We start from the raw sequence: 21,328 nt of genomic DNA on the forward strand, positions 1-21,328 counted from the left end.
AATTATTTGTTCTCGTTTCTTGCCTGAAGTGCCATCTTCGCCTGAAGATTTCTCTGTGTCTGGTCGATTACGACTGCAAGGATGATAACCAGACCACGGATAACCTTCTGCCAGAACTCGGATACACCACACATTGTCATACCATCATTGATAACACCGATAACAAATGCACCGACTACAGTTCCGATAATGGTTCCGGAACCACCGCTCATGGAAGTACCACCAAGTACGGTAGCTGCGATGGCGTTCATTTCCCAGCCATCACCAGATGCAGGATGTGCTGCGGAAAGCTGTGCGGTGTTGATCATACCAACCCAAGCTGCACAGAAGCCGGAGATCATGTAAACGATAATTTTGATCTTGTCTGCTTTGATACCAGAAAGACGGGCAGATTTCTCGTTGCCGCCGACTGCAAGTACATACCATCCAAATGGAAGCTTCTTCAGGATGATAACGGAAATAATTGCAAGCACTGCGAAAATATAAACACCGGTAGGAATGCCGGCAATATTGCTTCCAAGGATCTTGAAGCCTGTGTTGCCAAGTCCGTCATAGCCCTTGATATCAGAGAATGTTGCACCGTTGGAACGAAGGTTTGCAAAACCACGGCAGATATACATGGTACCAAGGGTAGCGATAAATGGTGCTACACCTAATTTTGTTACAATAAGGCCGTTGACTGCACCGATGATGCATCCAACAACCAGCATGGTAATAATGATTACCGGAACGCTGAAGTAAAGGGTTACACCTGCAAATTTCAGTGTAATACCTTCCTGGATCATACCACCGGCAAGCATACCAACAAGTCCGACTACAGAACCAACGGAAAGGTCAATACCGCCGGTAATGATTACGAAGGTCATACCAAGTGCAAGGATTCCATACAGGGCTACGTGCTTGGCAACCATGGTCAGTGTAGATGCTGACAGGAATGTGGTTCCTTTTACAATGGTAAAAAAGATGACCAGGAGTACCAGTACAATAAAGGTACGTCCTTTTAACAGTGTCATTAACAACTGATTATTATTTGATTTTTTGTTATTCATTGTTCTGCTCCTCCCCGGCTTACGCATTTCTTCCGGTTCCAAGTCCGGCATAAGATGTACGTACAAGTGTGTCTTCTGTGATCTCATCTCCGGTCAGCTCGCCGGTCTTTTTGCCATTTGACAATACAACGATCCTGTCTGCGATTGCCATGATCTCTTTCAGCTCAGATGAGATAACGATAATGGAAAGTCCTTTTTCCGCAAGGTCGTGAATGATCTCAAAGACCTCAGTCTTCGCACCGATATCAATACCACGGGAAGGCTCATCCAGAAGTAAGATCTTCGGCTTGGTCAAAAGTCCTTTGCCGATTACAACCTTCTGCTGGTTTCCACCGGACAGTGACAGGATTGGAAGTCTCTTGTCCGCCACTTTAATATGGATATCCTTGATCTGCTCGTCAACTGCCGCATTCTCTGCTTTCTCGTCAAGGAACAGACCTTTTACATAATCTTTCATAGAAGAAATAGCGGTATTCTTGCCGATGTCAAGAGTCTGGATCAGACCCTGGCTCTGACGATCCTCAGGTACAAGAGCAAAACCGTTTTTGATCTGGGCGGCAACATCTTTGATATTTAGCTTTTTGCCCTCATAGAGTACATCACCGGTGTGCTCCGGATGAAGTCCCATCAGGCACTCAAACAGCTCGCTTCGTCCAGCTCCCAGAAGTCCGTAAACACCAAGGACCTCGCCTTTTTTCAGATCCAGGCTTACATGGTCAAGAGTCCAGCCGCCGCCTTTTTTCGGAAGGCACATATCCCTAATTTCCAGCACCTTCGGCTGTTTGGAAAGGTCAATGCTTCTCTCAAACCGGTGATACTGGGTGTTCTTTCCAACCATATTCTCTACGATCCAGCTGAGCTCAATGTCCTTTACATCAGCATCTGCAACGTATTTTCCATCACGAAGAATGGTAACGTGATCGCCAATCTCCATGATTTCTTCCAGACGATGGGAAATATATACAATGGAAATTCCGGCTTCCAGAAGCTCTCTCATAATCTTGAAAAGTACCTTAACCTCTGCGGCAGAAAGAGAAGACGTAGGCTCATCCATGATCAGGACACGTAAGTCATCCTGGTTCAGGTTTCGTGCAATTTCCACCATCTGCTGCTGTCCTACACGAAGATCTCCGACCATGGTTTCCGGTGGAATTTCATGTTCCAGACGCTGCAGGATTTTTTTCGCACCCTCTGAATGGGCCTTGTCATCCAGGAAAAAGCCTTTCTTTTTCTCATGTCCCATAAAAATATTCTGGTAAACTGTCATATTCGGGAAAAGAGAAAGTTCCTGGTGGATGATTCCGATACCTTTTGCACGGGCTGCATTGGTATCCTTGAAGTAAACCTCCTGGCCGTCCATGTACATCTTACCTGCTGAAGGCTGCTCGATTCCGGCAATCATCTTCATCAGGGTGGATTTTCCGGCACCGTTCTCACCGATCAGAACGTTTACCTTTCCTTTCAGAAGATCGAAGGAAACCTGATCCAGAGCTTTGGTTCCGGGATAAATTTTATCAATTTTTTCACAATGGAGAACAACATTCGGATCATCAAACATAATGCTTCCTCCTTTTATTCAATCGTCAGCTCAACTGCTGTAACAGATACTGCATCTGTACCGGCTTCTGCGCCGCCTGTAAATGTAACAGTCTTGCCAACTACATTTTCGTCGATTCCAAGTGGGTCAATTACCTGTGCAAGCGCCTGCTTGTTCAGTTCTTTTCCATAGCTTGACCATTCCGTCTGGTTGGTAAAGCTTTCAAAATTCTTCAGAGACTGAAGGTCACGGATGGCGGTACTGGAGTTCGGTCCATCTGTCCGGACCTGAACCTCTGTAGTTCCGGTATATCCATCCAGTTCTACTATCAGATAATGTTTCGGGGTGTCTGTATTGTATTCTTTGATTTTTCCTGTGCCTTTTACTGCAATTGTTTCTGTAATGCCATCACCATTTAATAATTCAGAAAGATCCTGTGCCTTGTCGGAAATGTCCGCTACAACGGCTCCCCAGTCACCCTGGGACTCTGCTGCGGAATCAAATTCCTGTTTTCCTGTATAAGAAGCTTCTTCGCCAATGGGTACTACAGTTACAACACCACAGCCGGTAAAGGTTACTGCTGTACATGCGGCCAGAACTGCCAAAATTCTTCTGCTTTTCATAATCATCTCTCCCTGCTTTCTATTATAAAAGGCGGCGCTGGCGCACCGCCTTCCAAAGCGTGTTTAAAAAGACTTTCTGCAAAATATACCACAAAGCGGGGCATGCAGATTGTGCGAATAATTTTTCAAACACTCGTTCATTTTTATAAAATCTGTTTCCTGGCAGCCAGATTATTTAGCTTCTGGTTCTGTGTAAACAAATGCGTTCAGGCAATCTGTGTTGTCAGCTGTGATTGCTACACAAGGAACAAGCTGTTTCTCTTCTTCCGGAGCTGTACCGTTAAGGTAAGCGTCTGCCTGCTCAACTGCCATCTCAGTGATCAGAGCGATCTGCTGAAGAGCGGTACCAACCATGTCACCAGATTTGATGTAAGCGTTTGCTTCGTCAGATCCGTCAAGACCGATGATCTTAATGTCGTTACGTCCTGCATCCAGGCAAGCCTGAACAGCACCACATGCCATTGTGTCATTACCGCAGATAATACCGGTGATCTCTGGATTGGACTGAAGGATTGCTTCTGTCTTCTCATAAGCTTCTGTCTGATCCCAGTTAGCGGACTGCTGAGCTACCATCTCAAGATCCTCATACTCATCAATTACAGAATGGTAGTTATCAGAACGAACCTGGCAGTTTGTATCGGATTCAAGTCCAAGGAGCTCTGCGTATTTGCCTTCGTAGTTCATAGCCTCAACCCATACTTCTGCGATTGCTGCTGCACCCTGTGCGTTATCTGCAACGATCTGTGCTACTGCAAGTCCGGACTGGTTGATCTCACGGTCGATAAGGAAAGTCGGGATTCCAGCGTCATATGCTTTCTGAACTGCTTCGATGGAAGCATCTGCACCAGCGTTATCGCAAATGATTGCTGCTGCGCCATCGTTGATAGCTGCTTCGAAAAGCTCAAGCTGTGTAGCAGCGTCGTCATCGTGGGAAGCACATTTTACTTCGTATCCAAGTTCTTCAGCTTTTTCTTTCGCAATTACCTGCTCTGTGTTGAAGAATGGGTTAGATGTGGAAGGTGTGATACAGTAAATGATCTTGCTTCCGCCGCCTGGAAGTAATTCTGCATTCTCTTCAGCCATTACCGGAACTGTCATTAAACCTCCAACCATCGCTGCTGTCATAGCCAATGCCATTGCTTTTCTTGCTTTCATAAATACGTCCTCCTTGAAATATAATTAAGATCTGTTTTTGTTCGGTTTTCTCTCCGAACTGTTGATAATTTGATTATAAACGTTTGCATAAATATTTCAATAATCTTTTTAGTTTTATGTGTTATTTTGTATGAATGCACAAGGTTTTTGTTGTGATTTTAGTAAGTTTTTACTATAAAATCTATGTATTCCCAACCATCCATTAGTGCGTTTATGTAAACGTTTATATAAACATTTATAAGCAGTATGTAAAACATAATATAAATTTTGCGCGTTATGGAGACGGTTGCCAAGACTATCCAGAGCCAGGCAACAGCTCTGGTGAATAAGACCTGTTCTCTGCAAAAATAAGGCAGTCACCAAGGTCTCATGCAAACATGGACTTTGGTGACTGCCACACACAGATACACGCTTATGTAATTTGAAATCTACAACATTCCCAGCTCTTTCTTCACTTCATCCGCTCTCGGAATGGACGGTGTAGCGCCTGGTCTTGAAACAGCAATGGAGGAGGCCTTTGCAGCCATTCTCAGCGCCTCCTGGATGGATCTGCCCTCGATGACTGCAGCAATGAAATATCCTGTAAATGTATCACCCGCCGCTGTGGTATCCACGGCTTTTACCTTGAAAATGTCCTGGAAAACTTTTTCTTTTCCATCGTAATAAACAGCGCCGTCACTTCCAAGTGTAAGCACGAAACGTGCATTAGGAAATTTCGCAGCCATGGCATCCAGGATCTGATCTTTATCCTTGCAGCCAGTGATCTGTTCACCTTCAATTTCGTTTACGAGAAACAGATAAACCTTACTGAGATCACAGGTGCTCAGCTTGTCATCAAAAGGTGACGGATTCATAACAATCTTCATCTTTTTCTCATAAGCCTGGTCAATAATGTAGTCCAGCATATTGATCTCATTCTGCAGGATCAGATAGTCTCCCTCTCCAAAATCAGCAAGAACCTCATCTACAAATTCCTTTGTCTGCATCTGGTTGGTTCCACCGTATAAAATGATGCAGTTCTGGGCATTTTTGTCCACCTGGATCATGGTATGACCACCCTTTACCGGAAGTCTGCGGATATATTTGGTGTTTACACCAGCTTCCTTACAAGCATCCAACAGAATATCTCCATCTGTTCCCACGATTCCCGCATGATAAACCGGCACCCCAGCCTTCGCCAGTGCAATAGACTGGTTCAAGCCTTTTCCCCCGCTGAAAACTTCCAGCTTGGAAGAATGCTGGGTTTCACCGCCTACAATGATGTGATCTACGGAATACACGTAGTCTACGTTTAATGAACCGTAATTTAGTACTTTCATGTAAAAACCTCCAATTTGTTTGTTCTCCCTCATGCCGCCACCCACAAACCTTTTCAGATGACAGCATCTATACTTCTATTATTATGTTGTACAAACTTCTTCTCGTCAACTACATTTTCCATCAGAATGTTACCGTTTACTGGTAAAAATTATATATCCCACTCTATTTTCAATCCAAAATCCGCAATTTCTTCCCATCCCGTTCTATAATCCCCTCATCTGCCAGGTTCTTCATCTCCCGCATCATGGCACTGCGGTCTACACTAAGGTATTCGGCAAGAGTGGTGTAGGACATGGGCAAAATAACAGTTTTCGTCTGTTTTTCTGCGGCAATGGAATTTAAATAGGTCATGATCTTCTTTCGGATGCTGTTTCTTGACAGCACATAAATCCGACTGGCCTGCTGGCTGGCACGCAGGGCAATCATCTGAAGCAGGTTGCTTACCAGCTGACTATGGAATTTACAGGCATTTTCGCAGCGTTTAATCACATGCTCATAGGCGATAAACAGCACTCTTGTTTCGGATTTTGCACAGACATAATAGTGCTGGGATTCTTCAGGTAAAAGGAATGGTTCACCGAAAACACTATCCTTTTTCAGGTTATCTATCATATATTGATTTCCATCTTCATCAATGCAATAAAGAACTGCCTGACCTTCCAGGATCAAACCTATTTTTTTCATGGAACTGGAATATTCCATCACAGTCTCATTATTCCGATAGACTGCTTCATGCATATCGAAACAGATGCGCATACGTTCCTGTTCTTCAGGAGTTATGTATGAAAAAAGTGTCACTGGTGTCATTTCTACAATCCCTTTCTATCAATTTATCCAGAACATGTTCAAAAAATAATTTCTTATATCTTACACCATTTTGTTGTATTTGCAACAGACTTTATTTCAAAATTTGGTTATACTAAAGCCATGTTAAAGAAATAACAAGGCAGTAAAAAATACATAGTTCCCTCAAAAATCACAAACAATTACATCAATAACAATATCTCATAAAAAGGAGACGAACCTCTATGAAAATTACAGACACCATCCGCTACGCAGGCGTAAACGACCATCAGATAGACCTTTTCGAAGGTCAGTACAAAGTACCGAACGGTATGGCATATAATTCCTATGTGATCCTGGATGAAAAAATCGCAGTCATGGATACTGTAGATGCAAATTTCACTCACGAATGGCTGGATAATCTGGACCGCATCCTGGAAGGCCGCAAGCCGGACTACCTGATCGTACAGCACATGGAGCCGGACCACGCAGCAAATGTGGCAAACTTCCTGAAAGTTTATCCGGAAACCACCATCGTAGCCAACGCGAAAACCTTCACTATGATCCAGAACTTCTTCGGTCTCGACCTGGAAGGACAGAAGCTGGAGGTTACAAATGGCAGCACCCTCAACCTTGGAAACCACAACCTGACCTTTGTTTTCGCTCCCATGGTGCACTGGCCGGAAGTTATGGTAACCTATGACAGCACCGATAAAGTACTTTTCTCTGCAGATGGCTTCGGAAAATTCGGCGCACTGGATGTAGAAGAAGATTGGGACGATGAAGCTCGCAGATACTTTATTGGCATCGTTGGAAAATACGGACCACAGGTTCAGAAATTACTGAAAGTTGCCGCAGGCCTGGATATCCAGATCATTTGCCCTCTCCACGGACCTGTTCTTACAGAAAACCTTGGACATTACATTGGTCTTTACGATACATGGTCCTCTTACACACCAGAGACAGAAGGAATTGTCATCGCCTACACATCTGTATACGGTCATACAAAAGCGGCTGTAGAGCTGCTGGCTGACAAACTTCGCAGCAAGGGATGTCCCAAAGTTGTTGTATATGATCTTGCAAGAGATGACATGTCACAGGCTCTGTCCGACGCATTCCGCTACAGTAAGCTGGTTCTTGCTACCACAACCTATAATGCAAGCATTTATCCGTTCATGCACGACTATATCACCCGTCTGACCGAGCACAACTTCCAGAACCGCACCGTGGGCATCATCGAAAATGGTTCCTGGGCACCTCTGGCAGCAAAAATTATGAAAGAAATGCTTTCTGGCTGCAAGAAGATCAACTGGCTGGACACTACTGTAAAAGTGCTTTCCGCAGTAAACCAGGAAAACAAGGATCAGCTGGAAGCTATGGCAAGCGAGCTCTGCAAAGAATACATTGCCCAGAATGATGAGCTGGCAAACAAAAATGACATGACAGCCCTTTTCAGAATCGGATACGGTCTTTATGTAGTTACCTCCAATGACGGCAAAAAAGACAACGGACTGATCGTCAACACTGTGACCCAGCTCACTGATACTCCAAACCGTATTGCGGTAAATATCAATAAGGCAAATTACTCCCACCATGTGATCAAACAGACTGGAGTTCTCAACGTAAACTGCCTGTCTGTAGATGCACCGTTCTCTGTATTCCAGCAGTTTGGTTTCCAGACCGGACGCAGCGTAGATAAATTTGCAGGTCAGAAGGTCTACCGTTCCGATAATGGACTGGTATTCCTGGACAAATATATTAATGCATTTATGTCTCTGAAGGTTGAACAATATGTAGACCTTGGTACCCATGGAATGTTCATCTGCAGCGTCACCGAAGCCCGCGTCATGAACGATCTTGACACCATGACTTACACCTACTATCAGAAAAATGTAAAACCGAAGCCAGAAACCGATGGCAAAAAAGGCTTCGTCTGCAAAGTATGCGGCTACATCTACGAAGGTGACGAGCTCCCGGATGACTTCATCTGCCCGCTGTGCAAACATGGAGCTGCAGATTTCGAGCCCATCGGATAAAAAACAACCAGGTAAATTTCTCAAGGCAGCGCAGGATCCAGAGCGTGTCTGAAAAAGGCTTTCTGCAAGATGTGCGCCACAATTTGTGGGAATGATTTTTCAGACACACTCCGGAGCCCGTGCTGCCTAATCACCGGTAATAGCAATTCCTGCTGCACCCGCTGGGAAAAATCTGCAATTTCAATTTTCGCCGAAACTCCATTTCGTCAGCGGATTCTTTCAATATATTCAACGCCATTCGAAGATTTCGAATATCTTTTTCCATGTAATCCGTATAATTTCCACGGCCAACCAGCTTCAAGTGCGTAATTCCGGCTTGCTTTAACTGATAAAGTGCACATAGACCACAGCCAGTTTCACCGCAAAGATAACCTGCAGAATCATAGGAAAAATCATGTAAACTGTGAAAATCATCAGGAACAAAGCCGTCTGGCAGCAAATGCCCTCCGTTTATTTCCTGATTGAAGATTTCAGAACCGGCATTCCCTGTTTTTAAGGTTCCGATCTGATAGGGCACTTTACAAAGATACCCCATCTCATCGCAATGCAAAGAATTACAAAATGCACCTGTAAACTGGCACATTTCATTCAATACAAAAGCCTCAAATTCCGGAATTCCTTCTGTCCCATCCTTTTTTCCACATTTATCAACAACCGCTTTCATATCTTCGAATGTATTTTTCCTGTGAAAAATCACACGTTTCAATCTCATTTTTGCTAATGAAGCCACCATCTGGCTATTAATTTCTCCACATTCTCCACTGAGATGGATTTCGCAGTTTATGCCATTTTCACGTAAATATACCATCAACGCCGGGTCTGCAATAATATAACTGTGAAAACCGATTTTCATACACTGGCTTATAATCCCGGCAATTTCTGGATATTGTTCCGGGATATAATACAGGGAATTGAAGGTAAGATGGACTGGTTTTTCGTACTTTTTCATCATCCCAGACAGGATTTCCAGCTCACTGAATGCACCAAGCTGTACGTTATAACAAAGTACTTCCCTGCGGTTTAAGGGCAGTACCGTTCCGTATTTTTGGGACCAGGAATAAGGAACATAACCACAGAATAATTCATCTGCACCAGCCTCCGCGAACTTTATATATTCATCTATTGAGCCTAATCCTGCTACTATTTTCATCACTTATCTCCATAAATTCCAGCCTTGAGCAGCCATGTACTTCATCCTGAATAAACTATCGCTTCTGCCTCAACACGGGTATGTCACCTGCCGGCGGCATTACCATGCTCTTATTACAACCCGGTCCACACCGTTTTGGATATAATTCTTCAGTATTTCTTCCTCTTTCAATATCCTCATATCAATCCCAAACAACGAATTATACCGCCCTATCATATGCAAATGTTCCGGATACAAAAGTGCATATTCCGTACAATATCCCGGGCATTTTTTTGCAAGCTTTTGTCGTCCTCTCTCGCCTGTTTCACATACTGCACCAAGAGGACAATACTGTGATGTATTGGTCTGATAGAACGGAATATGCAGGCTGTTTTTTCCAGGTGGAATCTGCTGTTCGTAACCGCAGGATTCCCATTCAAAGCGTTGGATTCCATATTCTCTTTCCAGAAAATCACGGTAAAATCCAGCATTCAGGCTGTTCCTCTCAAACCATTTCTGTTCTCCTTTTTTGAACGGAATCCGAGGGTCTTTTCTGCGTTTATTTAACAAAATTCCAAGGCTGGGAATCAGATTCCTTCTGCTTTTTTTTACTAAAGAAGCCATTCCCCAGTCATTTACAACAATCTCTACAGACTGCCTTTTTTCTTCACACCACCGGTTAATTTCATCAAGCAATTCTGTTATATAATCCAGCATATATTCCCGGATATAAGAAAAAACAAGTGTGATTTCCACCTGTTCTGCCGCTGCTTTTTCTATTATTTCAAACAACAATTTACGTTCCGGAAACAGAAGATGACAGAACTGATTTCCAATATAAAGGTGATCCGGTACTCTATGTTCCAGAATAATGCTGCCGCAGATACCGATACATTTTCCGGCATACTTTTTGGAAAATTCTGTCAGGGAACTATTCAAATATTCCTGATACAATTCCGGGCGATCTATCTCCAGCGCTAGCTCCGTAACACCTGATTCAAGCGGTACCTGGCACTTATACCCAGGCTTAAAGCCAGTTCCGTACTGAGAACAATTATCAGTTAAATCTATACGTTTCCCATTATAAGCGGACTCCAATCCATCTGGCGTAAGCTCTCTCCGCCATATTCCCACCTGCTCTTCCAGACTGCCACGCTTGACCTCATCCAGTTCCCCCGGATACCCTGTCAGGCTTTTCGCCAACGCGCTGTCGTCCTCTTCCAGCTTCAGATGAATGTAGTGATTATACTGATAAAGAAGCCTCTGAACCGCCTCCGCATACGCTTTCTGCTTCACCGTCACCTTATATTTCACATAAAATCCGGAGAGTTCTGCGTCCACCATATCAAACCTTTGTATATCGTATTCTGGAATTTCCAATTCACGATAACGCCCATTCTTTATGTCATAAAAGCACACCTTCAAAGCTTCTGAATCAGAGATATTTTCTTCTATTGTCCGAAAACAAAATCCACTCTCATCAATCTCTGTAATCCGAACCTCCCGTCCCCCCACAACCCCGGCAAGAAGCCCGAAAGGAATCATTGAAACCATTGCAATCACACCCTGTTCCGTCTACGAATACTGCAAGTATATCTCAGAATATATAAAAAAACAATCTTTCCAGTTTATAAACCTTTTCTCCTTTTTTCTTCACAAAAGAATGGTAAAATTAACTTAACGACTATGAAAAGGTTCGGGTAAAATATACCGCAAAGTGGGGGGTGCAGATTGCGGGAATGATTTTTCAAACACGCTCTAGTTCTATCTGGTATGCTTCATATTCGCTCACCGCAGCAGGAAGCAGTATTCCAGCCTCCATAAGTGCAGCTCCCGGATATACTTTTCCGGTAGTTTTTTCCCGATAAAAAGCATCCTCTTCCATTCCTTTTAAGGTAACGTATGCTGCCGGCGGATTGGCTTCTGCTGTAAGTCTTATCACACTTACCAGTGCCTTGGATCTGTCATCTGATACCACCATCCAGGCCGCAAAATTATCCTGGAAAGGATTGGAAAGACGGTAATAATCTCCTTCACGGATCAATTCCTGATACTCCCTGTATTGGGCAAGCTGGGCACGGATTTCTGCTTTTTCCTTTGCATTTAAAAGTGCGGGATTCAGTTCATAGCCAAAGGTTCCAGACATAGCTGCAACGCCTCTTGTATGCATACTGGTCACTCTTCCGGTCTGATGGTTTGGCACTGCTGACACATGTGAACCCATTGCTGCTACCGGATAAAAGAAGGAGGTTCCATATTGAATCCGTGTACGATTAATAGCATCTGTGTTGTCACTGCACCAGATCTGAGGCGTATAATACAACATTCCGGCATCAAATCTTCCGCCGCCTCCGCTGCAGCCTTCAATAAGAATATCCGGATAACGGTTCGTAAGTTTTTCCAGGAAATCGTACACCCCAAGAACATAATCATAGGTCACGTTTGGTGCATAAATATCTGCCAGGCTGCGGTTCATATCCCATTTAATGTACTCCACATTCCCCTGATCCAGAACTGCGCAGATGCGTTTAAATATCTCATCACGTACTTCTTTTCTGGAAAAATCAAGGACCAGCTGGTTTCTGGAACGGACAGGCTTGCGGCCTGGAATTGTGATTGCCCAGTCCGGATGTTCCCTGTAAAGATCACTGTCCTCACTGACCATTTCAGGCTCAATCCAGATACCGAATTTCACGCCTTCTGCGTTTACTCTTTCGATTAATTTCGTCAGAGTTCCGCCTAATTTTTCCTCGTTCACATACCAGTCGCCGAGAGAAGAATTGTCGTCATTTCGCTTTCCGAACCATCCATCATCCATAACCACCATATCGATTCCAAGCGCTTTTGCCTCCTTTGCAAGCTCTACGATGGTGTCTCCGGTGAAATCAAAATATGCGGCTTCCCAGCTGTTGATCAGGACAGGACGATTTGCATGGACGTATTTTCCCTGGCAGATATGATTCATAATGCAGTGATGGTACTGCTGGGAAAGCCTGGAAAGACCTTTGTTTGTGTAGGATAAAATAAGCTCTGGCGCGGTAAATTCAGCTCCGGCTTCCAGGGGATATGCAAACAGTTCATCAGTCAGACCCATCTGGATTCTGGTCTGATCATACTGGTCCTTTTCTGCTTCTACAAGGAAGTTTCCACTGTATACAAACAGCATTCCGTAGCAGCTTCCGCTGTCTTCATTTGTGTTTTTTCCTGCAAGGATTACCCCTGGATTATACTGGTGGCTGGAGGTTCCACGGCGGCTGCCAATTCGGGTGCTTTCATGGGAAACCGGCATTCTTTCCATGTTTCTTTCCATAGCATGTCTGCCATAAAATTTGATTAGATCATAGTCTCCGTGAAGGAAATCCAGGCATGCAGACTGGGCTTTTTTTACTGTTACAGGGGCTTTTCCAGCATTCTTAATTATCACACTTCTGGTGATAATATCTTCTTTTTCCAGTACTCCGTAGAGCAGATGAAGCTCTACTTTTGTAACAGGATCTTCCAGTATAATCTTCAAAGTTTCCGCTTCATTTTCTTCTGCACGAACGAATGGAAGACCTTTCAGAGTGTATTTTCCAGCCGCAATTTCATGTGTTATGTAAACTGGATTGCAGCACTGGGAACCATCTGCATTCTCTATATTTAACGCATAATTTCGGAAATCTCCTGTGCCAAGTGATGGATATTCCTGTGGCAATGCATCCAGAGAATAGGTTCTGTCGCTGCCTGCTGAATTCGGATTTCCAGAAAAGCCACGGTCTCCATAATTCAGAAGATAGTCCATTTCTCCTGCAGTTCTGGCACCATAATACAGGTGCAAAAGGTACCCTTGAGCATCCGCCTGCATCTGATAGGTAGTGTGGGCAGTGGTGAGGGTAAAGATCCGGGTTGTTTCGTTGAAGGTGATTGCCATGAGTGGGGCCTCCTTTTTCTATGATGTGTTAAGTATAGCATACCAAAATCAACACTTAAATAGCTTAATTTTTCTTATTTTATGCCTTTATGATGGTTTTTTATGGTATAATGAAATATATTATCGCATTATGATATATTATCAGCAAATGTAGCAGGAGGATTCCGAATATGGATAACAACTTTCACATTTTTCCGAGCGAAACTTTCATTGATCTATGCCTTTACCAATATGGACATGAGAAGTGTACTCCCGGACATTTATTTGGTCCGGCAACGCGGAATCACTATCTTTTTCACTATGTTCTTTCCGGAACAGGCACCCTGATGGCCACGAATTCCAAGGGGCAGAATGTAAATTATCAGGTTCGGAGCGGACAGGGATTTATGATTTTTCCAGGACAGATCACCACTTATGTGGCAGATATTCAGGTGCCATGGGAATACGTCTGGGTGGAGTTTGACGGGCTGCGTACCACAGAAATCCTCAACGTTTGTGGCTTTTCCAAGGATGCGCCAGTCTATATGGTCCACTCCAGGGAGGCACGAAAAAAGATGGCGGATGAACTGATTTACATTTCTCAGAATTCAGAGCAATCTCCTTTTCATCTGATGGGACATTTCTATCTTTTTGCGGATCTGCTTGCGCAATCTGTTGCCAGACCGCAGCCTGCCGCCACCAGTAAAATGAGTGATTATTATATAAAAGAGGCGATAAATTTTATCGAACAGAACTTCCAGAATGATATTTCTATTGAGGATGTGGCAGCTGTATGCGGTATTAACAGAAGCTATCTGGGACGAATTTTCCGCACCAGCACAGGACACTCTCCACAGGAATTTCTCATTCATTACCGAATGACAAAAGCGGCGGAATTGCTGAAACTGACCACATTATCTATAGGGGATATCGGCTCTGCCGTAGGCTACGAAAACGCCCTCCACTTCTCCCGGGCTTTTAAAAATGTGTATGGGGTTTCACCGCGGGCGTGGCGGGAGCAGCATAGATGAAATTTTGATTATACAAAAAGGACTTTCCGATTTCTCAGAAAGTCCTGTATCTGCTTGCGGTTATTGAATTTTAGAAGTTAAATCCTACGGATTTCAGTGTTCCGTCTGCAGACTGTGCGGTTACGTCCTGGGCAACTACGCCAGCTTCTGTCTCCTGGATGTGGAGGGCGCTCTGGGTTTCGTTTTCCTCTGATGCAACATTTTTGAATTCCATATTAATTACGACTGCTTCGTCTGGAACTTCGATCTCAACACCATCTGCGATGAAGGTTACGTCGTAGAAAGTGTACTCGTCGTCTTCTGTTGTTCCAAGGTCTCTGATGGAAGCCTGTTTTGCTTCTTCGTATTTCTCACTGCCAGCTTCAAGCTTTACAGCGTTCATTTCAGCGTTTTCCGGAAGGGCTGTCTCATCAAACACTTTTGCAGTGATAATGACTTCTTCGTTCTCGAAACGGAAATCGGAATCTACGGTAGTTTCTACTGCATCTCCAACTTCACCAGTTCCATCAGTAAACTCAGCTGGATCAGCTTCTGCAGAGCTATCTGTGAATCCATCAACAAAAGCGGCTTCTTCAGCAGATTCCCCGGTCTGGAACTCATCCTGAGATTCTTCTGCCTGAACTTCCTCGGTCTGTGCAACCTCCGGCTGAACCTCTGTCTGAGTCTGCTCTGGCTGAACCTCCTCAGTCTGTGCAGCTTCCGGCTGAACTTCTTCCACATATACAGCTTCATCACCTGTAGTAAAAGCATCCATCTCTGCAAGTGCCTCCGCATCTGTAAATCCTTCTGCGGAAACTACTGTATATCCTGTCACCAGCATTGTCGCTGAAATCATAACTGCCATTGCTTTTTTTAATGTATTCTTTCTCATAATAGAAACCTCCTGAAATCTATAAAGTCATTCCCAAATGTAATATCCTTTAATTTGACTTCATTATACCAGTAGGGCTGTTTCGTCAACTCTTTCTTCGGGATGTTTTTCCACTTTTCAGGAAAGTTTTTTTACTTTTTTGCAAAACCAGAACCACAGGGCTGTTCTGTAGTTTTCCTTAATTGAGCAGAAAACTAAAGTGAATCTGCAAAAAGGCGATCCGCTTTGTGTGCGGACCGCCTTCATTTGTACTTGCTTTGTTATGGTTCCGACCTGGTCAGAAACCTTGTTTTGCTTTACTGTCTTTTGTTTCTTCTGCGGCGTCTTTCAGTCTCGGCTGCAAGCATTGCAGCTGCAAGAAGAAGCATCAGATAAGTTCCGATCGGGGTATCATCTCCGGTCTTCGGTGATTTGCCACCGCCGTAGCCGCCGGAATGATTCTCGGAGCCACCGCTATTTCCACCATCGGAAGAAGGAGTAGGTGTTGGTGTTTCTGTTACTGTGCTTTCTTCCTGGTTGGTGATGACAACTTCTGCTGTCATATTCGTTTCATCAAATATAACAGAATCTGCACTTACGGTAACTTTATATCCAAAGCCTTCGGAGCCTGCAATTGGTTTTCCGTTGGAATCAGTTTCCGTTACATACAGGGTTACCTTTGCTCCTGACTGGGCAAGACCAACATTGATGATCTCACTTACTTCATAGCCACCGTCCATATCAAGCTTGATAATGTTCTGCTCAACCTGCTGGGAAAGCTGTGTATGAGCTGCATCATCAAAGATACCTGCATAGAATACCTCGTTGCTGTTTCTGGTGCCTCCATCTGCACCAAGAACCTTCTTGGTAATTGTCAGCTGACCCTGTTTGTAGAATCCATCTGGCGGGAAGCTGCTGAACACGTTTTCAAAGGAAACGGTTGTTGTTCCATTGGCTTCGGTTACTGTTGTGGAGTTACCATTGCCAAATACAGCTTCATAGACGGTTCCATCTGCAAGAGCGCCGATTGTCTGAGAAGTTCCATCCTGTGTACACTCTGCAATGTAGTATGTCTTGCCTGCCTTAATATTCTCTGAGAATACTACGGTGGAAGCATCTGCATTCTTGAACACAAGAGCTTTCACATCAGAAACTCTCTGTGTGCATTCTTTGTCAGAATACAGGGCTACATAGAAGGTCTGATTTCTTGCTGCCAGACCTTCACCAATATAGGTAAGTTTCTTTGTTACTGCAATAGATGCTGAGGTTGCCAGTTTATCCTGTACAAGTAAAACACCATCCTTGGAAACAGCTGTTGTTTTTTCTGCATCTACTGTTCCGTCTTCTTTCAGAACAAAAGTAGTGTCGCTTGTAAGTAAATATCCGTATGGCGCTACAGTCTCACGAAGAGTGTAAATCTTACCGGTTTTCAGTTTCTCGGTAACATGAGCTTCCTTGGTGGAATCCCACTCGTCTACTACGTTTCCATCCTGGTCAATGATCTGGATGTGAGCACCTTCCAGCTCTTCCCCGTCGGAAATATCTACTTTGCTTATTTTTACAGAAGTTCTGCTGTCTTCTACCAGAAGGGTTCCATTATCTGATATGGTTGTTTTGGTAGTATCTTTATTAACAGTTCCATCCTCTTTCAGGGTGAAGGTGGTATCGCTGGTCAAAGTATATCCCTCTGGTGCTACAGTCTCGCGAAGGGTATAGGTTGCGCCAGGCTTCAGGCCAGTTACTTCGTGAGCTTCCCATGTGGAATCCCACTCTTCTACTACATTTCCATCCTTGTCGATCACCTGGATATGAGCACCTGCCAGTTCTTTCTGGTCGGTGATGTCTACCTTGCTGATCTTCACGGAGGTAATGGTGTTGGTAATGATAAAGCCTTCTTCTGCATTTCCGGTTACTGCGGAAATGTAACCAGCTGCTTTTCCAGTCTCTTCTACGGTGTAGGCAATGTCCTTACCGGCTTTCTTCTGGTCAAGGTCAGACCATGTGTAGGTCCAGTTGTTCTCTGCATTCAGGGTAATTTCCTCGCCGCTGTTTTCTCCATCGGCTTTCAGCTGAACCTTGATTTCCTTCGGTCTGTGACCGCCGCGGTCATCGTTATCAGCCCATGCCTTGGTAACTGTGACGCTGGTCTTTCCTGGCGCATAGCTGTTGGTGATATCGTAGCCGGTGATCTCAGTTGTGTAATCTGCAACTGCATCCTCGGTTACCGTGTATAGAATTTCTTTTCCAGCCTCATATTTCGGCAGTTTTTCGAAGCTGTAGGTCCAGTTTCCATTTTCGTCTGCGGTTACGGTCTGGCTGTCCTTCTCCTCGCCGTTTGCAAGAAGTCTTACAGTGATGCTCTCCGGACGTTTGCCATCCTGATTGTCGGCATCGTTCCAGGTCTTGGAGCCCTTCACCTCAGTTGTCTCGGTTGTGTAAGTGTTGGTGATGTTAAATCCGTCTACACTTGTTTCATAGCCTTCCACTGCTTCCTCGGTTACAGTGTAGGTAATTTCCTTGCCATTTGCATATTTCGGCAGGTCTTTAAAGGTGTAGGTCCAGTTTCCTGCTTCGTCTGCTTTTACAGTCTGCCTTGCTACGATCTCTCCGTTTGCAAGAAGGTTGACGATAATGCTCTCTGGACGCTTGCCATCCTGATTGTCTGCGTCATCCCAGGTCTTGGTTACGGTGATGGAAGTTGTTTCTGGAGCGTAGGTGTTAGTCAGAGTAGTTACAGTTCCGTTCTTGCTGTTGTCGGTAAGTTCGTAACCTTCTGGGAGAGTTTCCTCTGTCCAGGTGTACTCGATTGCTTTTCCGTCTGCTTTTTCCGGAAGGTCAGATATAGTCTGTTTCCAATTGTTCTCGACGCTCAGGGTAACGGTCTTTCCGGTTTCTTTACCGTCTGCAAGAAGACTTACGGTAATGCTCTCCGGACGTTTTCCATCCTGATTTTCAGCGTCGTTCCAGATCTTGGTTACTGTTGCACTGGTCTTTCCTGGAGTGTAGCTGTTGGTAATGTTGCTGCCATCGTAGGTTGTAGTGTAATCAGTTACTTCCTCCTCAGCTACGGTGTAGGTGATTTCCTGGCCGTTTGCATATTTCGGCAGATCTTTGAAGGTGTAAGTCCAGTTTCCTGCTTCGTCTGCAGTTACGGCCTGGCGAGTTTTCTCTGTGCCATTTGCAAGAAGGATTACAGTGATGCTTTCCGGACGCTTGCCATCCTGGTTGTTTGCATCGTTCCAGGTCTTGGTTCCGGTAATCTCGGTGGTCTCTGGCTGATGAGTGTTAATGAAATTATAGCCATCACTCTCGGTTGTGTAGCCATCGACTGCATCCTCAGTTACGGTGTAAGTGATTTCCTGTCCGTTTGCATATTTCGGAAGGTCTGTGAAGCTGTAGCTCCAGTTTCCGTCTGCATCAGCACTTACACTCTGGCTCTTAAGCTTAGTTCCGTCTGCAAAAAGGTTTACGGTAATGCTCTCTGGACGTTTTCCATCCTGATTATCTGCATCTTTCCAGGTCTTGGTTCCGGTGATGGAAGTAAGCTCTGGAGTATGAGTATTGGTCAGAGTGGTTACCGTTTCGTTCTTGGAAGTTCCTGTCAAGCTGTAGCCTTCTGGAACATTAACCTCGGTCCAGGTGTAGGTGATATACTCTCCATCTGCTTTTTCCGGAAGACCAGTTATCGTCTGTGTCCAGTTGTTCGCAGCAGTAAGAGTAACAGTTTTGTTAGTTGGCGTTCCATTTGCAAGGAGAGCTACGGTAATGCTCTCTGGACGAATGCCATCCTGGTTGTCAGCATCATCCCAGATCTTGGTTACAGACGCGCTGGTCTCACCTGGTGTGTAGCTGTTGGTGATGTTGTAATTATCATCAATAGTTGTTGTATAACCAGGTACGGTAAGCTCGCTTACCGTGTAGGTAATTTCCTGACCATTTGCATATTTCGGCAGATCGGTGAAGCTGTAGGTCCAGTTATCGTCAGCTGTTACGGTCTTGGTGTCTGTAATTATGCCATTTGCAAGAAGGTTGACGGTGATGCTCTTTGGACGTTTGCCATCCTGGTTGTTGGAATCGTTCCAGGTTTTGGTTCCGGTGATGTCGAGGGTTGCTGGTTTATGAGTGTTGGTGATGTTGTAGCCGCTTACGCTTGTTTCATAACCAGCTACCGCACTCTCAGTTACTGTATAAGTGATTTTTCCTTTTGCATCATACTGCGGCAGGTTCTTGAAGACATAGTTCCAGTTTCCAGCCTCATCAGGAGTTACCACCTGACTTGCAGCTTCTGTTCCATTTGCAAAAAGTTTTACAGTGATACTTGCTGGTCTGATTCCGTCCTGGTTGTCTGCATCATTCCAGGTCTTAGAGCCGCTGATATTAATTACTCCTTTATAAATGTTTTCAAAAGCAATTGCATCAACAGTATCATCACCTTTCTTGATCGTCTTGCTTACCTTCAGTTTTCCGTTTCCTGCATCTGCTACAGTTACTTCAACAGTATACTCAGTAGTATCATAAGTAACTTCGGTATTCTCTCTCTGAACTTCTGATACTGTGTAAACATGAGTTCCAACATCTTTAAGAGTATAATTGAGCGGGCTGAATGTTACATTTCCATCTGCATCGTTGGCAACGGTCTGAATAGTCTCTCCGTTCTTGTCCTTCAGCACGAAGTTAAAGGCATCAGCTTCAAGAGCTTTGTTCTTCAGAGTCTTACTTGCCTCCAATGTCAGAGATCCCTTTGCGTCGTAGGTATTGGTAAATACGATTTCACCCTTGGGTTCTTCTCTTACAATATCCAGTTTTCCGTCTTTGCCCTCATTTACTGTTACAGTTACTATACGAGTTGCATTCGGATCGTTTGTTACACCTTCTGCGCTTCCAGTCTCGTGGATTGTGTAGGTGTAAGTATTTCCTACATCTGCAAGCGTATACTTGATAGTTCCAAAGCTCAGTGACTGACTGTTGCCACTTGTTGCATCTGTCTTTACAACGGTCTGTGCTGGCATTGGAGTGCCTTTATCAGCTGTTAATTTAAAGGTCCATTCATCTCCTGACTTGAACTCACGGCCGCTTAACACCTTGGTTACACCGAGAGTTGTTTCGCCATCGGCATACTTGTTGGTAAATGTCAGTCCAGCTCCAGTAACTTCCTGAGTTACGTTAAGAGTTCCGTCTCCTTTGTCTCTGACAGATACGGTTACAGTTCTTGCAGCAACTGGATCGTTTGTTACGTTTGCTACATTTCCAGTTTCAATGATGATGTAAACGTAACTCTTTCCAGCATCTGCGATGGTATAATTAATCTTACCAAAATCAAGGGTGGTTGTGAAACCACTGGTTGCAGTTGTAGTAACAACTGGGTGTTCTGGCATTGGAGCGTTCGCATCATCGCAAGTTACGGTGAATGTCCATTTATCGCCCTTCCGGAACTCTCGACCGTTCAGATTTTTGGTTGCTGTCAGGGTTATACTTCCATTCGCCTCATATTTATTATTAAATACGATCTTTTCGGCTTCTTCGGTCTTTTCTCCGGCTGTCCTGGTGATCTTCTTCGTTACCTCGAGGGTTCCGGTTCCCTTGTCAGCCACATGTACTTTTACTGTGTACACACTGCTGTCATAGGTGACTCCCGCCTCGCTTCCGGCAACCTCCGCTACCGTGTAGGTGAAATCTTTCCGGCATCCGCAAGGGTATATTCGATTGCATCAAATGACACGCTTCCGGCTGCACCGTTCTGTTTCGTCTGCAGCTCGGTTCCCTTGCTGTCTTTCAGTACAAAGCTGTATTTTCCTTCTTCCAGCTGTTTTCCTTCCAGCTTCTTCTCTGCGGTCAGCGCCAGGCTTCCGGCTGCTTCGTATTTATTGTTAAATACGATCTTTTCGGCTTCTTCGGTCTTTTCTCCGGCTGTCCTGGTGATCTTCTT

At 44.5% G+C, this 21,328-nt stretch carries 14 protein-coding genes; 2 read left to right on the plus strand and 12 right to left on the minus strand.

Translation table 11 applies throughout. The features are described from left to right. Positions 1-2 precede the first annotated feature (2 nt). The 6 genes from DW904_RS14730 to DW904_RS14755 form a co-directional block, all read right to left on the minus strand. Positions 3-1,049 carry an ABC transporter permease gene (locus DW904_RS14730; RefSeq protein WP_118582012.1) on the minus strand — a complete coding sequence of 349 codons (1,047 nt, stop codon included), beginning with the start codon at positions 1,047-1,049 and terminating at the stop codon, positions 3-5. Between the two features lie 19 nt (positions 1,050-1,068). Beyond that, positions 1,069-2,607 (minus strand): sugar ABC transporter ATP-binding protein, encoded by a 1,539-nt coding sequence (locus tag DW904_RS14735; protein WP_118582015.1) that lies wholly within the window; start codon positions 2,605-2,607, stop codon positions 1,069-1,071. 14 nt (positions 2,608-2,621) lie between these two features. After that, positions 2,622-3,209 (minus strand): DUF2291 family protein, encoded by a 588-nt coding sequence (locus DW904_RS14740; protein ID WP_173718359.1) that lies wholly within the window; start codon positions 3,207-3,209, stop codon positions 2,622-2,624. Between the two features lie 171 nt (positions 3,210-3,380). Further along, complete coding sequence (locus DW904_RS14745; RefSeq protein WP_118582021.1) at positions 3,381-4,364, minus strand: D-ribose ABC transporter substrate-binding protein; 984 nt, start codon at positions 4,362-4,364, stop codon at positions 3,381-3,383. 428 nt (positions 4,365-4,792) lie between these two features. Then, the gene (locus tag DW904_RS14750) at positions 4,793-5,683 is read right to left on the minus strand and encodes a ribokinase (protein ID WP_118582024.1); all 891 of its coding nucleotides are present in this window, start codon (positions 5,681-5,683) and stop codon (positions 4,793-4,795) included. Positions 5,684-5,852: 169 nt separating this feature from the next. After that, positions 5,853-6,491 carry a Crp/Fnr family transcriptional regulator gene (locus DW904_RS14755; protein WP_118582027.1) on the minus strand — a complete coding sequence of 213 codons (639 nt, stop codon included), beginning with the start codon at positions 6,489-6,491 and terminating at the stop codon, positions 5,853-5,855. Between the two features lie 221 nt (positions 6,492-6,712). Between DW904_RS14755 and DW904_RS14760 the strand changes: the two genes are divergently transcribed. Next, positions 6,713-8,503, plus strand: coding sequence for a flavin reductase (locus DW904_RS14760; protein WP_118582030.1), 1,791 nt, complete (start codon positions 6,713-6,715; stop codon positions 8,501-8,503). A gap of 130 nt (positions 8,504-8,633) precedes the next feature. On the opposite strand, the gene DW904_RS14765 is transcribed toward DW904_RS14760, so the two are convergent. The 3 genes from DW904_RS14765 to DW904_RS14775 form a co-directional block, all read right to left on the minus strand. Beyond that, positions 8,634-9,653: a U32 family peptidase gene (locus DW904_RS14765; RefSeq protein WP_118582033.1), complete on the minus strand. Its 1,020-nt coding sequence runs from the start codon at positions 9,651-9,653 to the stop codon at positions 8,634-8,636. 99 nt (positions 9,654-9,752) lie between these two features. Then, positions 9,753-11,186 (minus strand): hypothetical protein, encoded by a 1,434-nt coding sequence (locus tag DW904_RS14770; protein WP_118582036.1) that lies wholly within the window; start codon positions 11,184-11,186, stop codon positions 9,753-9,755. A gap of 193 nt (positions 11,187-11,379) precedes the next feature. Further along, positions 11,380-13,542 (minus strand): alpha-galactosidase, encoded by a 2,163-nt coding sequence (locus DW904_RS14775; RefSeq protein WP_118582039.1) that lies wholly within the window; start codon positions 13,540-13,542, stop codon positions 11,380-11,382. A gap of 170 nt (positions 13,543-13,712) precedes the next feature. Here DW904_RS14775 and DW904_RS14780 point away from each other — a divergent pair, with 170 nt between their 5' ends. Further along, positions 13,713-14,552: an AraC family transcriptional regulator gene (locus tag DW904_RS14780; RefSeq protein WP_118582042.1), complete on the plus strand. Its 840-nt coding sequence runs from the start codon at positions 13,713-13,715 to the stop codon at positions 14,550-14,552. Between the two features lie 70 nt (positions 14,553-14,622). Here the strand turns inward: DW904_RS14780 and DW904_RS14785 are convergent, their stop codons facing one another. The 3 genes from DW904_RS14785 to DW904_RS24600 all read right to left on the minus strand — a co-directional run. After that, on the minus strand, positions 14,623-15,423 hold the full coding sequence (locus DW904_RS14785; RefSeq protein WP_118582045.1) for a hypothetical protein: 801 nt from the start codon (positions 15,421-15,423) through the stop codon (positions 14,623-14,625). Positions 15,424-15,719: 296 nt separating this feature from the next. After that, positions 15,720-21,101 carry a Cna B-type domain-containing protein gene (locus DW904_RS14790; RefSeq protein ID WP_279254394.1) on the minus strand — a complete coding sequence of 1,794 codons (5,382 nt, stop codon included), beginning with the start codon at positions 21,099-21,101 and terminating at the stop codon, positions 15,720-15,722. Then, the coding region (locus DW904_RS24600; RefSeq protein ID WP_147422329.1) for an FctA domain-containing protein at positions 21,059-21,328 on the minus strand (270 nt) is incomplete at its 5' end. The genes DW904_RS14790 and DW904_RS24600, both read right to left, overlap by 43 nt.

Source organism: Ruminococcus sp. AM42-11 (assembly GCF_003480145.1).
GTDB classification, from domain to species: Bacteria; Bacillota; Clostridia; order Lachnospirales; family Lachnospiraceae; genus Blautia_A; species Blautia_A faecis.